11 protein-coding genes are annotated in these 13,772 nt (G+C 66.9%); 7 read left to right on the plus strand and 4 right to left on the minus strand.

Features of this window, described 5'->3' with window-relative positions:
* Positions 1–103: 103 nt before the first annotated feature.
* From ACCQ04_RS13680 to ACCQ04_RS13700, 5 genes are all read left to right on the plus strand, one after another.
* On the plus strand, positions 104–2,170 hold the full coding sequence (locus tag ACCQ04_RS13680) for a TonB-dependent receptor (protein WP_104543386.1): 2,067 nt from the start codon (positions 104–106) through the stop codon (positions 2,168–2,170).
* Between the two features lie 416 nt (positions 2,171–2,586).
* Positions 2,587–3,015: a MarR family winged helix-turn-helix transcriptional regulator gene (locus ACCQ04_RS13685; RefSeq protein ID WP_226427201.1), complete on the plus strand. Its 429-nt coding sequence runs from the start codon at positions 2,587–2,589 to the stop codon at positions 3,013–3,015.
* Positions 3,012–4,235 (plus strand): MFS transporter, encoded by a 1,224-nt coding sequence (locus ACCQ04_RS13690; protein WP_226427202.1) that lies wholly within the window; start codon positions 3,012–3,014, stop codon positions 4,233–4,235. Before ACCQ04_RS13685 ends, ACCQ04_RS13690 begins: the two co-directional genes overlap by 4 nt.
* 411 nt (positions 4,236–4,646) lie before the next feature.
* The gene (locus ACCQ04_RS13695; protein ID WP_226427203.1) at positions 4,647–7,022 is read left to right on the plus strand and encodes a TonB-dependent receptor; all 2,376 of its coding nucleotides are present in this window, start codon (positions 4,647–4,649) and stop codon (positions 7,020–7,022) included.
* Positions 7,023–7,096: 74 nt separating this feature from the next.
* Positions 7,097–7,345, plus strand: coding sequence for a hypothetical protein (locus tag ACCQ04_RS13700; protein WP_226427204.1), 249 nt, complete (start codon positions 7,097–7,099; stop codon positions 7,343–7,345).
* 7 nt (positions 7,346–7,352) lie between these two features.
* Here ACCQ04_RS13700 and ACCQ04_RS13705 read toward each other — a convergent pair whose 3' ends face one another.
* The gene (locus tag ACCQ04_RS13705; RefSeq protein ID WP_226427205.1) at positions 7,353–8,384 is read right to left on the minus strand and encodes an aldo/keto reductase; all 1,032 of its coding nucleotides are present in this window, start codon (positions 8,382–8,384) and stop codon (positions 7,353–7,355) included.
* A 153-nt stretch (positions 8,385–8,537) separates the two neighbouring features.
* Positions 8,538–9,749, minus strand: a complete 1,212-nt coding sequence (locus tag ACCQ04_RS13710; RefSeq protein WP_184609013.1) for an MFS transporter — start codon at positions 9,747–9,749, stop codon at positions 8,538–8,540.
* A 100-nt stretch (positions 9,750–9,849) separates the two neighbouring features.
* On the opposite strand from ACCQ04_RS13710, the gene ACCQ04_RS13715 reads away from it, so the two are divergent.
* On the plus strand, positions 9,850–10,764 hold the full coding sequence (locus ACCQ04_RS13715) for a LysR family transcriptional regulator (protein ID WP_104543398.1): 915 nt from the start codon (positions 9,850–9,852) through the stop codon (positions 10,762–10,764).
* 941 nt (positions 10,765–11,705) lie between these two features.
* Here ACCQ04_RS13715 and ACCQ04_RS13720 read toward each other — a convergent pair.
* Complete coding sequence (locus tag ACCQ04_RS13720; RefSeq protein ID WP_024939907.1) at positions 11,706–11,909, minus strand: hypothetical protein; 204 nt, start codon at positions 11,907–11,909, stop codon at positions 11,706–11,708.
* A 233-nt stretch (positions 11,910–12,142) separates the two neighbouring features.
* Between ACCQ04_RS13720 and ACCQ04_RS13725 the strand changes: the two genes are divergently transcribed.
* Positions 12,143–13,051, plus strand: a complete 909-nt coding sequence (locus ACCQ04_RS13725; RefSeq protein ID WP_043088272.1) for an AraC family transcriptional regulator — start codon at positions 12,143–12,145, stop codon at positions 13,049–13,051.
* 113 nt (positions 13,052–13,164) lie between these two features.
* Here ACCQ04_RS13725 and ACCQ04_RS13730 read toward each other — a convergent pair whose 3' ends face one another.
* Entirely contained in the window at positions 13,165–13,638 is a 474-nt protein-coding gene (locus ACCQ04_RS13730) for a (R)-mandelonitrile lyase (RefSeq protein WP_226427206.1), read from the minus strand.
* Positions 13,639–13,772 lie beyond the last annotated feature (134 nt).

Here is a 13,772-nt window from a genome sequence, read left to right on the forward strand (position 1 = left end):
CGCACCGCTGCATCGCGCAGGTGAGCGGGTCCTGCCGTCGGCACAGCAGCCAAGCTGCGCCTTATCATTGATATACAGTAACAATCACAGAGTCCGGCCCGCCATGCACCCTCGCCTCGCTTTCTCGTTCCGCCGCTCCACGCTCTCGCTGGCGCTGACCAGCCTGCTGACGCCCGCCCTGGCCATGGCCGAGGACGCACCGGCAGCCGCCGACCCGCAGACCCCGCCCAGCTCGGACACGCGCCACGACGCCACCGCTTCCAGTGGCCGCCATATCAAGGACCTGGACAAGGTCGTGGTCACCGCCAGCCCGTTGCGCGATGCGGCCGGCGAGTTGAGCCGCCCGGTCGAGGTACTGGCCGGCGAGCGTCTGGACGAGGTACGCAGCTCCAGCCTGGGCGAGACCGTGGCCAGCCTGCCCGGCGTGCAGAGTTCCAACTTCGGCCCCGGCGTCGGCCGGCCGATCATCCGTGGCCTGGACGGCCCGCGCGTGGCGGTGCTGCGCGATGGCCTGTCGACCCAGGACGTGTCCACGGTCAGCCAGGACCATTCCCCGGCGATCGAGCCGTTCCTGGCCAACCAGATCGAGGTGCTCAAGGGCCCGTCCACGCTGCTGTACGGCTCCGGCGCGATCGGCGGCGTGGTCAACGTGGTCGACGGGCGCATTGCCGAAACCCCGGTGGACGGCTTCAGCGGCCGCGCCGAAGTGCGCTTCGACGGCGGCGACAAGGACGGCAACACCGACATGTTCCGCGTCGATGCCGGCAATGGCAGCGGCCTGTCGATCCATGCCGACGGCGTGTACCGCAACCAGAACGATTACGACACCCCGCAGGGGCGCCAGCTCAACAGCTGGATCGACTCCAAGGTCGGCTCGGTCGGCGCCTCGCTGTCCGGCGACTGGGGTTTCGTCGGCCTGTCGGCCTCGCGCTTCCGTGACAACTACGGCAACCCCGGCGAGCCGGGCGACCCGACGATCGGCGAGCGCGGGGTGTCGTTGAAGCTGCAGCAGGACCGCTACGACCTCAAGGGCGGGCTGACCGACCCCTGGGGCGAAGGCAGCGCACTGCGCTACAGCTTCGGCCACACCGATTACGCGCACACCGAGTTCGAAGGCGCCGAAGTCGGCACCGTGTTCACCAAGCGCGCCAACGAAGGCCGCGTGGAAGCCTCCTTCACCTTCGGCGGCGGCTGGCAGACCGCGTTCGGCCTGCAGGGCAGCGACACCACCTTCCAGGCGATCGGCGAGGAATCCTTCGTGCCCAAGACCGATACCCGCTCGCTCGGCGTGTTCGGCGTGGCGCGCAACAGCTGGGAGCGCGTCACCGCCGAAGTCGGCGCGCGCGTGGACAAGGTCAAGTACCGCACCGACATCGGCGTGGACCGCGACTTCACCCCGACCAGCTTCTCGGCCAGCGGCGGCTTCCGTTTCAACGAACAATGGCGCCTGACCGCCAACCTCGACCACGCCGAACGCGCACCGGCCGAGGAAGAGCTGTTCGCCAACGGCCCGCACATCGCCACCCTCGCCTACGAGATCGGCGATGCCGATCTGAAGACCGAAAAGGCCAACCAGGCCGAGCTGGGCCTGAACTTTCAGAACGCATGGGTGGATGCCAAGATCGCCGCGTACTACAACCGCTACAACGACTTCGTCTACATCGTCGATACCGGCGGCCAGTGGTTCAACGAAGAAGACAACGACTTCCTTCCGATCCGCCAGTGGACGCAGAACGATGCGGTCTTCCACGGTTTCGAGGGCGAGGCCACCTTCCATCTGGCCGACAACGACACCGGCGCGTGGGATCTGCGCGTGTTCGGCGACACCGTGCGTGCGCGCCTGAAGGATGGCGGCAACCTGCCGCGCATCGCACCGGGCCGGGTCGGCGCGCAGATGCGCTGGAACGCCGATGCATGGCGCGCCTCGCTCGGCGCCACCCGCACCATGAAGCAGGACAAGGTGGCGGTGAACGAAACCCCGACCGATGGCTATACCTTCGTCGATGCGCATCTGGCCTACCACGTGGACCGTGGCAGCAACGCGTGGGAAGTGTTCCTGGACGGCAACAACCTGACCAACCAGGACGCACGCGTGCACACCTCCTTCCTCAAGGACGACGTGATGCTTCCCGGCCGCAGCGCATCGTTCGGCGTGCGCCTGTTCTTCTGACGGTACCTCTCTCCCGCCGTCATAAGCGAGGCCGCCTCCGGGCGGCCTCGTCATGTCCGGCGGCAGGACTGCCGGCCTCGGCGTTCTGCAGTGCTGCGCGTACCAGCGGGGCGATGGCAGCCCTGCCCTGCAATGCTGCTCGCAGCGAATAGCCGATGCCCTGCATTGCACGAGCTGACTAGACGCCCCGCTCACCGATCAAGCTCGATGCCGCTTGCCGGCGTCGGCCGATAGCAAGGCTGCCGGTGCACACCAACGCATGTACCAGTGCCGACATTGGCGCGGGTTGAGCGGTATGCGATTGCCTTGCAGACTCGATCGAGCGTACGTCGACGGACAAGCGCCCCAAGTTCGCCATGCGCTTGCCAATAGGTGCATATGCACGCAAAGTGCGAACATCCTCGTGGAGCATCGCCATGTCCGGGACCGGCCCCTGCACCTGCTTCCAGCTGCGCCGCGCCGCACGGCGTACCTCGCAGCTGTACGACCATGCCCTGGCGCAGGTGGGCCTGAGCCTCAACGAATACTCGATCCTGCGCCGGCTGATCAGCGCACAGCCGTTGGGCGCGTTGGCGCACTCGCTGGGCATGGATCGCACCACGCTGACCCGCAATCTCAAGCCGCTGCTGGCAGCGGGCTGGGTGCAGGCACGTCGCGGCGAGGATGCGCGTCAGAAACTGGTGGTACTGAGCCGCAGTGGGCGCGGGCTGCTGGTGCGCGCCTTGCCGCATTGGCAACGCGCACAGACGCAGCTGGAAACGCTGTTCGGCAGCGCTTCCACCGCGCAGTTGCACGCCACCTTGATGCAACTGGATGCGGCCCTGGACGCGGAGGCAGCACCATGAATACCTCTGCGAGCGCCCGCACCAGCGCGCAGTGGGGATTGCTGCTCACCGCCTCGGCCATGCTGATGCTGACGATGGGCGCGCGCCAGACCACCGGCCTGTTCGTGGAGCCGATCCATCGCCAGACCGGGATCGGCATCGCGTCGATCAGCTTCGCGCTGGCGGTGGGGCAACTGGTCTGGGGCGCGGTGCAGCCGGTATTCGGCGCGATCGCCGATGCGCGCGGGCCACTGCCGGTGCTGCTGTTCGGCGGCGTGCTGTTGTCGCTGGGCCTGGGACTGAGCCCGTGGCTGGCCAGCGAGTGGGGCCTGATCGTCTCGCTGGGCATCCTGGCCGCCGCCGGTGCGGGCGCCGGCAGTTTTTCGGTGCTGATCGGTGCCACTGCCAGCCGGCTCGCACCGGAGCGGCGTTCGTTCGCAGCCGGGCTGATCAATGCCGGCGGCTCGCTCGGCCAGTTCGTGTTTGCGCCACTGGTGCAGCTGATGATCGGCGCCGCCGGTTGGGCCAGGGCGATGACCGGCCTGGCGATGATCTCCTTGCTGACCTTGCCGCTGGCCTGGCCGCTGCGACGCAGATCGCCGCCGCCGGGCATGCACATGCCGATCGCAGACGGCGACATTGGCCTGCGTGCGCAACTGCAGGTTGCCGTGCGCGATCGCAGTTACTGGTGCCTGCATCTGGGCTTTTTCACTTGTGGGGTGCATATCGCGTTTCTGGTCACGCACCTGCCCGGCGAGATCGCGCTGTGTGGCCTGCCCGCCAGCGTGTCGGCGGTGTCGATCGCGTTGATCGGCCTGTTCAACGTGGCCGGCAGCCTGGTCGCCGGCAAGCTCGGCGAACGCATCCGCATGAAGTGGCTGCTGTGCGCCTTGTATGCCAGCCGTGCGGTGCTGATCGGCTTGTACCTGATCGCGCCGCCGACGCCGCTGACCTTCTACCTGTTCGCCGCGGCACTGGGCTTTACCTGGCTGGGCACGGTACCGCCGGCGGCAGGCTTGATCGGCAAACTGTTCGGCCCGCGCTACCTGGGCACCTTGTTCGGCCTGACCTTGTTGTCGCACCAGATCGGCGGCTTCTTCGGGGCGTGGCTGGGCGGGCTGGCGCTGGAGCGCTTCGGCGACTACAGCTGGATGTGGTACGCCGACATGCTGCTGGCAGTCATCGCCGCACTGATCAACCTGCCGATCCGCGAAGCCGCGCCGGTACGCGCAGCAGCGTAAAGCAGGCGCAAGCGCGCGCCTGCCTGTCGGCTTGCGTGCAGCGACATCGCTGCGCCATTGCATGGTGCCTGGCAGCACATGCGCAAAGGCCATCGTGCCGCGACGATGGTTCGCATCGGCTGCCGCTGTGGTGCGCGTTGAACGGCGCCACACGCAGCCCGATAGCGACACACGTGCACTGCGCACGCGCGGTCCGGCGCCTTGCCACATTGATCGATGGCGAGCACGTCGCCTGCGCCGAGTGCCGCAGCGCACAACAGCTTTTGCCGGCAACTCCGTTAGAACAACAGCGCGACGTGTGTCGCTGCGTTGCGCGACCGGCCACTGTGACGTGCTGCCGGTCACCCTTTGGCGGCGCGTGTACGACGCGCGCATTGCCGCCAGCTGCGACGTCATCCCAGGAGAGCTTTCATGACCGCATCGATGCCCCGCTATGCCCTGTCCCTTGCCATCGGCGCCCTGCTTGCGCCTGGCGCGCATGCGCAGACGTCCACCGCCGAGCCACGCAGCGAGGCCACCACGCTGGATGCAGTGATCGTCAGCGGCACCGCGCGCTTCAAGGGCCTGGCCAAGCGCGATGCCAGCTTCTCGATCACCACCGCCAGCCCGGAGCAGATCCAGCAGGCCGTGCCGCAGAGCACTGCGGACCTGCTGAAGATCGTGCCCGGCGTATGGGCCGAGCCCAGCGGTGGCGGCACCGGCGCCAATATCTTCGTGCGCGGCATGCCGTCCGAAGGCGATGCGCCGTTCGTGACCATGCAACTGGATGGCTCGCCGCTGTTTCCGCCGCCGACCCTGTCGTTCCTGGAAAATTCCACGCTGTTTCGCGTCGACGACACGGTCGAGCGCATGGAGGTATTGCGTGGCGGCTCTAGCCCGATCTTCTCCAACGGCCAGCCGGGTCTGACGGTCAACTTCATCCAGAAAAAAGGCCAGGACGAGCCCGAAGGCAGCGTACGCCTGACCGGCGGCAACAACGCGCTGCGCCGCATCGATGTCTTCAACAGCGGGCCGATGGGCAACGGCTGGTACTACAGCGTGGGCGGTTTCTTTCGCGAAACCGACGGTGTGCGCGACCCGCAGTTTTCCGCCGACAAGGGTGGCCAGTTCAGCGCCACCTTGAGCAAGCGCTGGGACAGCGGCGAGCTGTCGTTCTACGCGCGGCACACCGACGACAACAATGCCTTCTATACCGCCATTCCGCTGCTGTCGCGCAACAACGGCAACGACCTGTCCAGCTTCCCCGGCCTGAATGCGCAAACCGGTACCCTGCTCGGCCGCGACTTCCGCAATGTCGATCTGCTGGTCGGGCCGGATGGACAGACCATCCGCCGCGACCTGGCCGACGGCCGCGGCGTCAACATCGATGTGTTCGGCGGCGAACTGAACTGGGAGACCGGCGACTGGACCATTGCCGACCGCTTCAACGTGATGAGCGGCAGCGCACCGACCTATGCGTTGTTCACCGGCGATGCGCCAGTGCGATTGAGCGATTTCATCACCAGTTACGGCACTACCGGCAGCGGTAGCTTCACCAATGGCGGCGGCGTCGTCGATCCGAATCAGCAAGTGCTGGAAGCCGGCTGGTGGTCGGTGGACAAGCGCCTGAATTCGGTCACCAACGATTTGCGCCTGAGCCGCGAATTGTTTACGGGCAACACGCTCACCGTGGGCGCGTACTACGCCAAATATTCCTCGGCAGACACCTGGTACCTGGGCAACACCATGCTGCTTACCGCGCAGAACAACGCGCGCCGGATCGATCTGGCGCTGGACAACGGCCAGCAGGCCACGCGCCAGGGTTTCACCAGCACCGCGTTCTTCAACCTGCGCGCCAACTACGATGGCGAGAACATCGCCGCCTTCGTCGCCGACGAATGGGAGCTCAACGCGCGGCTGCGCCTGGACCTGGGCGCCCGCTACGAACGCCAGAGCGTCACCGGCGATGTGCACGACACCGCCACCGTCGATCTGGACGGCAACCCGGACACGCTGTACGACAACGCCACCTCGCTCGCCCTGGCCAGCACGCGCCGCATCGACCAGGACGATGAGGCGTTCTCCTGGACGGCGGGGCTGAACTTCACGCTCGATACCCACAACAGCCTATTCGCACGCGTCAATTCAGGGGTGAAGTTCCCCGGCTTCGACAATCTGCGCGATGGCCAGAATCGCGTGCAGGAAGTGGATCAGTACGAACTCGGGCTCAAGTCCGGTGCCAGCAGCTACGACCTGTACCTGACCGCGTTCTACAACACCTTCAAGAACTCGCCGTTCCAGGCGTTCCTGGCCAATGGTGAAAACTTCACCACCGTTGGCGACTCGCGTGCGCGCGGGCTGGAGGTGGAAGGTGCCATCCGCCCGTTCGGCGGCTTCGAGCTGGCCGGCACCGGGGTGTGGCTGGATGCCAAGTACCGCAACTACCGCGAGTTCACCGGCAACCAGGTGATGCGCCAGCCCAAGCGCCAGTTCCGCATCACGCCCAGCTACTACTGGATGCTGCCGTTCGGCGACCTCAAGGTGTTTGCCACCTATTCCTACATCGGCGACCGCTTTGCGGACCTGGCCAACAGCCAGCGGCTGCCGTCCTACGACATGCTCGACATCGGCGCCAACCTGCATGTGGGCGAGCACTGGGAAGTGACCGCCAGCGGCAGCAACGTCACCGACACGCTGGGCCTGACCGAAGGCAATGTGCGTGTCCCGGGTGCAGCGACCGGCGGCGTGTTCATGGGCCGGCCGATCGCCGGACGGCAGTACCAGATGTCGGTGGCGTATCGCTGGTAAGCAAGCCAAGACGTCATCCCGCGCGGCAGTCCACGGCTGTCGCGCGGTCCACGTCCGAGCGCGCGGCCACGTCCTTGAACGCGCAACGCGGAAGCGCAGGCCCGGCGCATGCCTGCCTGTGGCAGTTGTCCAGCTGCTACGCCTTCGCGACCATGCGACCACTGCGCTTTCTCACCGCCGGCATCGGCTGCGCAACCGCGCACCGGGAGCCGATCGACGCCCTGTCGCATCCGCCATTCAACCCGGATGCGCTCTTCCGGCTCTTTCGAGACATCGAGGTGCCCTATCCCGAGGTAGTTCCGCGCACGGCACGGCCATTGTGAAGCGGCATCACACCGGCAGCGGGCTGCGTTCGGCAAAGTGCCCGCGCCAGTACGGGTAGTACGGATACGGCGGCTCCACCGCGCTCACCGCATCCAGGCGCGCGCGTTGCGCGTCCGTCAGCGACCAGCCCACCGCGCCCAGATTCTGGCGCAGCTGCGCTTCGTCACGTGCGCCGATCAGCACCGTGCTCACGGTGGGCCGTTGCAGCAGCCAGTTGATGGCGATCTGCGGCACGCTGCGGCCGGTCTCGTCGGCAATCGCGTCGAGCACATCGACGATGTCGAACAGGCGCTCGTCGCTGATCGCCGGGCCGGCGGCCGCGGTGGCATGCAGGCGACTGTGTTCGGGCAACGCCTGGCCACGTCGCAGCTTGCCGGTCAGACGCCCCCAGCCCAGCGGACTCCACACCACCGCGCCCACGCCCTGGTCGATGCCCAGCGGCATCAGCTCCCATTCGTAGTCGCGCCCGGCCAGCGAGTAATAGGTCTGATTGGCGACAAAGCGGCTCCAGCCCTGCGCATCGGCCACCGCCAACGACTTCATCAGCTGCCAGCCGGCGTAATTGGACGCACCCAGGTAGCGCACCTTGCCCGCGCGGACCAGCCCATCCAGCGTGGACAGGGTTTCTTCCACCGGCGTCATCGCATCGAAGGCATGCAGTTGCAGCAGATCGATATAGTCGGTGCGCAGGCGCCGCAACGAGGCATCCACCGCGCGCAACAGGCGGAAGCGCGAGGCACCGGCGTCGTTGGGCCCGTCACCCAGGCGCAGGCCGGTCTTGGTCGAGAGGATCACCTGATCGCGGCGGCCCTGCAGCGCCTGGCCGAGGATCTCTTCAGAGGCGCCGTCCGAATACACATCGGCGGTGTCGAACAGGTTCAGGCCCGCCTCCAGGCACAGGTCGATCATGCGCTGCGCCTGCGCCACATCGGTATCGCCCCATGCAGAAAACAGCGGCCCCTTGCCGCCAAAGGTGCCGGCCCCCAGACCGAGCATCGGGACCTTGAAACCGGAACGGCCGAGAAAACGTGTCTCCATCGCAATACTCCTTGAAACCGAAGGAAAATCTGCGCGCTGCCGGTCGATCTGGCCATGCGCGATGCCAGGCGCCAGGCTCCGCTCGCCGACCACCCGCGCGATCGCGCAGGGCTGCCGGTTGCGCGGTCACTGCGCTCGTGCCTAAGAAACGAATCAACCTGCCGGCGCACACACACCCGGCGCGGCGGCACGCCGGCGTTGCAGTTGCACGCTCCACAACGCGATCCCCAGGCCGAGCGCGCTCAACAGCGCGGCGACCCAGGGCGTGGCGACCAGGCCGGCATGGGTGGCGATCACCACGCCGCCCAGCCAGGCGCCCAGCGCATTGCCCAGATTGAACGCGGCGATATTGAGACTGGAAGCCAGGTTCTGGCCGGCACCGCGTGCATGCTCGAGCACGCGCAACTGCAGCGGCGCCACGGTGGCGAAGGCGGCCACGCCCAGCAACCCGACGAACACCACCATCGCGGTCTTGTTGTGCAGGACCAGGCCCATCGCGGCGAGCACCACCACCAATGCCGCCAGGCTGCCCAGCAACGCGGCGGTGGGACGCCGGTCGGCCAGACGCCCGCCCAGCAGATTGCCCACGATCATGCCGACGCCGAAGACCAGCAACACCGGCGAGACCGCCGTCTGCGCGAAACCGCTCACGTCCACCAGCAACGGCTGGATATAGGTGAATACCGCGAATACGCCGGCATAGCCCACCACCGTGATCGCCAGGGCCAGCAGCACCTGCCCGCGTCCCAGCACCGCCACTTCCTGGCGCCACGACACCGGCGCGGCCGCGCCTGCGTTCGCCGGTACCCACAGTGCCACCGCGGCCGTGGCCAGCACGCCGACGACCGCAACCGCCCAGAACGTCGCCCGCCAGCCCAGCTGCAGACCCAGCCAGGCGCCGGCCGGCACGCCCAGCAGGGTGGCCACCGTCAGGCCGGCAAACATCAGCGAGATCGCCGAGGCACGGCGCTCGGCCGGGACCAGCGAGGTGGCCACCACCGCGCCCACGCCGAAGAAGGTGCCGTGCGCCAGCGAGGTCAGCACGCGCGCAACCATCAGGCTGGTGTAGTCCGGCGCCAGCGCACAGGCCACGTTGCCCAGGGTGAAGATCGCCATCAAGCCGACCAGCACCGCCTTGCGCGGCAGCCTCGCACTGGCCAGGGTCAGCACCGGCGCCCCGACAAACACCCCCAGCGCATAGCCGCTGATCAGCAGGCCGGCAGCGCTGAGCGACACGCCCAGGTCGGTGGCCACCTGCTGCAGCAGGCCCATGATCACGAACTCGGTGGTACCGATGCCGAAGGCACCGATGGTCAGCGCCAGCAGCGCTGGCGGAAAACGGGAAGAACGCGCGGAAGCGGACATGGGCATGGACCAGGGAGGACAACCCACAGCCTGCGCTCCAGCGTCCTTAGCAAAAACCCCTGTTATCCTGATTCACTATCGAGCAATCATTGAGAATCGCATGGACCGCCTTGGCGATATCGCGCTGTTCCTGCGCGTGCTCGACTCCGGCTCAATCACTGCCGGTGCGCGCAGCCTGGACCTGTCGGTAGCGGTCGCCAGCCAGCGCCTGAAGCGGCTGGAGCGCGACCTGGGCGTGCGCCTGCTGCACCGGACCACACGCCGGCTGCACCCGACCCCCGAAGGCCAGCGCCTGGCCGAGCGCGGCCGCGTGCTGGTGCAGGATCTGGATGCGCTGGCCGACGATCTGCGCGAGAGCGCACACGCGGTCGGCGGCATCCTGCGCATGACCATGTCGGCCTCGTTCGGGCGGCAGTACGTCTCGCCCTTGCTCCCGGAATTCCAGGCCCGTCATCCGCGCGTGCACATCAGTGCGCACCTGAGCGACGACCTGGTGGACCTGGTCAGGCAAGGCTTCGACCTGGCGATCCGCATCGGCCCGCTGGACGACTCCGGGCTGGTGGCGCGGCGCATCGCCGACAACCGCCGCACCCTCGCCGCCTCGCCCGATTACCTGCAGCGCCATGGCACCCCGCGCACGCCTGACGACCTGGCCGGGCATGCCGGCGTGCTGCTGATGGGCCGCGACGGCCGCCAGGATGTCTGGCAGTTGCAAACGCCGGAGGGCGGCCTGGTGCGCGTGCGCATGCAGAGCCGCTTCGAAAGCAATTTCGGTGAGTTGATCCGCGATGCGGCTGTCGCCGGCCAAGGCATCGCGTTGCATTCGTACTGGCATATCGCCGAGGAGCTGCGCAACGGCCGGTTGGTCGAGGTACTCCCCGATTACCCGCCGCCAACCTCGCAGATCAACGCGGTGATGCCGGCGCGCCAGCTGCAGCCACCGCGTGTGCGTGCATTCGTGGATTTTCTGCAGGAACGCCTGGGCGACGTGCCGCCGTGGGAGCTTGGCGGTTGAACGCGAGCGCGTCGGTCGCGTCGGCCGATGCCGGCTGGACGCGGATCGATGCGTGGCTGCGAGGCGACGTCTTGGTTGGTTAGTGGCTGGATGGCACGTTGCAAGGCGGAGAGCCCGATATGCGGGTTTGCGGATAGATCAGCTGTAAGGCAGGCGATCTGCCGCTTTGCTGCAGGGCCCTTGCCCGCCCACCATCGCAGGACATGCTTCGAGGCAGGGTGGGCAATCCACGGCATTGCAGATAGGTCAGCTGTAAAGCAGGCGATCTGCAGCTTGGCTGCAGGGCCCTTGCCCGCCCACCATCGCAGGACATGCTTCGAGGCAGGGTGGGCAATCCACGGCATTGCAGATAGGTCAGCTGTAAAGCAGGCGATCTGCAGCTTGGCTGCAGGGCCCTTGCCCGCCTACCATCGCAGGACACGTCGCAAGTACGTTCCTGTAGGCTCTTACACGGCATCCATGCCGCGTAAGGTCCCGCGACGGTAGGCGGGCAAGGACCTGCCTGGATGGTCGGTGTGCACGATTAAAAGCAGTGCCAGATGCGCGTTGTTTGATGCCGATGTGCCAGCTCACCGCCCGATGCATCTCTAACGACAACCAGTCGGGATATTCGGTGCGCATAGCTAAGAGCAGTACGTCATGTGCATTTTTGGATAGCGATGTACCTGCGCGACCCAACAGTCAACGACCAATGCACTTCGCGAGACAAGCAGCTCTTATGCGAGCACCGACCACCTTTCTGGTGCGGTGTCCTCGCCGGTTGCGGGACCCTTGGCGGCATGGATGCCGCCAAGGAATCTCCACGGATGGATTCACGGCGCGTCCCGCAAGTGGTGAGGGCACCGCGCACTCGACTCACCAATCAATAAAGCGCGTGCGGCCGGCACGTTGGCACCGTCGCTCTAGGGTCAAGGATGTCGCTGGCGCCCTAGCGCCCTCGTTTAGCGCCCTGCACGCAGCAAGCGCCGGTGCAATCCACGCCGCTGCGCTTCGCTGAGCAGATGCCCATGCGTGTTCAACAATCCAAGGATTTGCTGATGCGCTTGCGCCGTGCGGCGCGCAAGTTCGGCCGTGGCGGCAGCCTCGAGCGCCTTCCAGTCGGCCGGGCTTGCCGGTGCGGGGATGGTCGAACGTTTTGCGGGCATGGGACGGGGTGGTCACGGGAACAGACACCCATGATACGGCGCGTGTGTGAGCGCAGGATCGTGTCTGGCCTGCGATTGTCGGGCGTCGGTCGCGCGGGCCTGCCCGCCGGTGCCGGCGCCACCCGGCGCTGCCTTTGCCGCTGCTGCGGTCGGCATGTGGGCTCCATGACAGTGGGTCTTGTACGATCGACGGCATCGCGGCCGAGCCGCCTGGTGCCACCGCCGAGTCCTGCATGTCCGCCTTGACCGAGATGACCGACATCCTGCTGCGCCATGCTCCTGGCGACGGCATGCACGCCACCCGGATTGCCGGGCTGCAGATCATGCGCAGCGCCTCGCCCACCGTGTCGGTGCCCACGGTCTACACGCCGATGTTGTGCCTGGTGGCGCAAGGCCGCAAGCAGGCGATGCTGGGCGCGGCGGCGTATCTCTATCACCCGCAGATGTATCTGGTGGCCTCGGTGGATCTACCGATCGTCGGTTCGGTGATCGAGGCCAGCGCCGCGCAGCCGTATCTGTGTTTCTGCCTGGATCTGGACACCGCCGTGCTGAGCGACCTGGCCGTCAGCCACCCGGAGCTGGTCGAGCCGCAACGCGATGCGGCGCAGGCCGGCTTGTTGCTCAACCACAGCACCCCGCCATTGCAGGACGCTGCAGTGCGGCTGGCGCGTCTGCTCGATCAACCGCAGGAGATCGCCGCGCTGGCACCGCTGGTCCTGCGCGAAGTGCTCTATCGCCTGATGGCCGATCCGGCCAATGCGGTGGTCCGCCAGATGGCCATCGCCGACAGCCGGCTCAACCAAATTTCCAAAGCCATTGTCTGGCTGCGAGAACACTACGCACAGCGCTTCCGCATCGAGCAGATCGCCGATCTGTCGGCAATGAGCCGCTCCACCTTTCATGCGCATTTCAAGGCGGTCACCTCGATGACGCCGCTGGAATACCGCTCGCATCTGCGCGTGCACGAAGCGCGCCGGCTGATGCTGGCCGAAGCGCTGAATGCCGCCGATGCCGGCTTTCGCGTCGGTTACGAAAGCGCCTCGCAATTCAGTCGCGACTACGCACGCATTCTTGGCGCGCCGCCCGCACGTGACGCACAACGGTTGCGTGCCGGAGCACAGGCTGCGACACAAGCGGCGTAAGCTCATTCGTGCGCAGTGACGCAGCGGAGCCTAGTCACGCGCTCCTGCACTAAGCGACATGCATCACCCACGATGACGCGGCAGACCGCACCACGTCACCGTTGAGCGCCGTGTCACTCGGCCGCGTACTGCGTCTCGCTGACCTGCTCCAGCCAGGTCACCGGCGAGCCGTCCTGCGCTTCGGCGATGGCGATATGCGACATCGCCACGGTGGCGTTGGCACCGTGCCAGTGCTTGACGCCCGGCGGAATCCACACGATGTCGCCCGGACGGATCTGCTGCGCCGGCTTGCCCCATTCCTGCACGCGCCCGGCACCGGCGGTGACGATCAGCGTCTGCCCCAGTGGGTGGGTGTGCCAGGCGGTGCGCGCGCCAGGTTCGAAAGTCACCGTGGCGCCGCCCACCCGCGCCGGCGCGTCGGCCTGGAAGGGCGCATCGATGCGCACCTTGCCGGTGAAATAGTCGGCCCGGCCGGCCGCAGATGCGGCGCCACCGGCCTTGCTCACCCTGATCGCCTGTTGCTCTTCACCACCGGGCGTGACGGCGGCCATCATCGACAGCGACATCGCAGTTGCGAACAGATTCATGGCAGTGCTCCTCGATCCAAGTGCCTGCACTGTAGCGCGCGTGTGCGCCGGCATTACCCGGGCAACCGCGCATGCACCTAGAAACACAGCGCATCAATGCGGCAATGACATCTCGGATTTGAAGCCATCACGCA

This window comes from Xanthomonas sp. NCPPB 2866 (assembly GCF_041475745.2).
GTDB lineage: Bacteria > Pseudomonadota > Gammaproteobacteria > Xanthomonadales > Xanthomonadaceae > Xanthomonas > Xanthomonas arboricola.

Excerpts from the sequence above, each read along its gene's own strand:
- ACCQ04_RS13690 (WP_226427202.1), top strand. The coding sequence starts at position 3,012 with ATGAATACCTCTGCGAGCGCCCGCACCAGCGCGCAGTGGGGATTGCTG.
- ACCQ04_RS13715 (WP_104543398.1), top strand. The coding sequence starts at position 9,850 with ATGGACCGCCTTGGCGATATCGCGCTGTTCCTGCGCGTGCTCGACTCC.
- ACCQ04_RS13725 (WP_043088272.1), top strand. The coding sequence starts at position 12,143 with ATGTCCGCCTTGACCGAGATGACCGACATCCTGCTGCGCCATGCTCCT.
- ACCQ04_RS13685 (WP_226427201.1), top strand. The coding sequence starts at position 2,587 with ATGTCCGGGACCGGCCCCTGCACCTGCTTCCAGCTGCGCCGCGCCGCA.
- ACCQ04_RS13720 (WP_024939907.1), bottom strand. The coding sequence starts at position 11,909 with ATGCCCGCAAAACGTTCGACCATCCCCGCACCGGCAAGCCCGGCCGAC.
- ACCQ04_RS13710 (WP_184609013.1), bottom strand. The coding sequence starts at position 9,749 with ATGTCCGCTTCCGCGCGTTCTTCCCGTTTTCCGCCAGCGCTGCTGGCG.
- ACCQ04_RS13680 (WP_104543386.1), top strand. The coding sequence starts at position 104 with ATGCACCCTCGCCTCGCTTTCTCGTTCCGCCGCTCCACGCTCTCGCTG.
- ACCQ04_RS13730 (WP_226427206.1), bottom strand. The coding sequence starts at position 13,638 with ATGAATCTGTTCGCAACTGCGATGTCGCTGTCGATGATGGCCGCCGTC.
- ACCQ04_RS13705 (WP_226427205.1), bottom strand. The coding sequence starts at position 8,384 with ATGGAGACACGTTTTCTCGGCCGTTCCGGTTTCAAGGTCCCGATGCTC.
- ACCQ04_RS13695 (WP_226427203.1), top strand. The coding sequence starts at position 4,647 with ATGACCGCATCGATGCCCCGCTATGCCCTGTCCCTTGCCATCGGCGCC.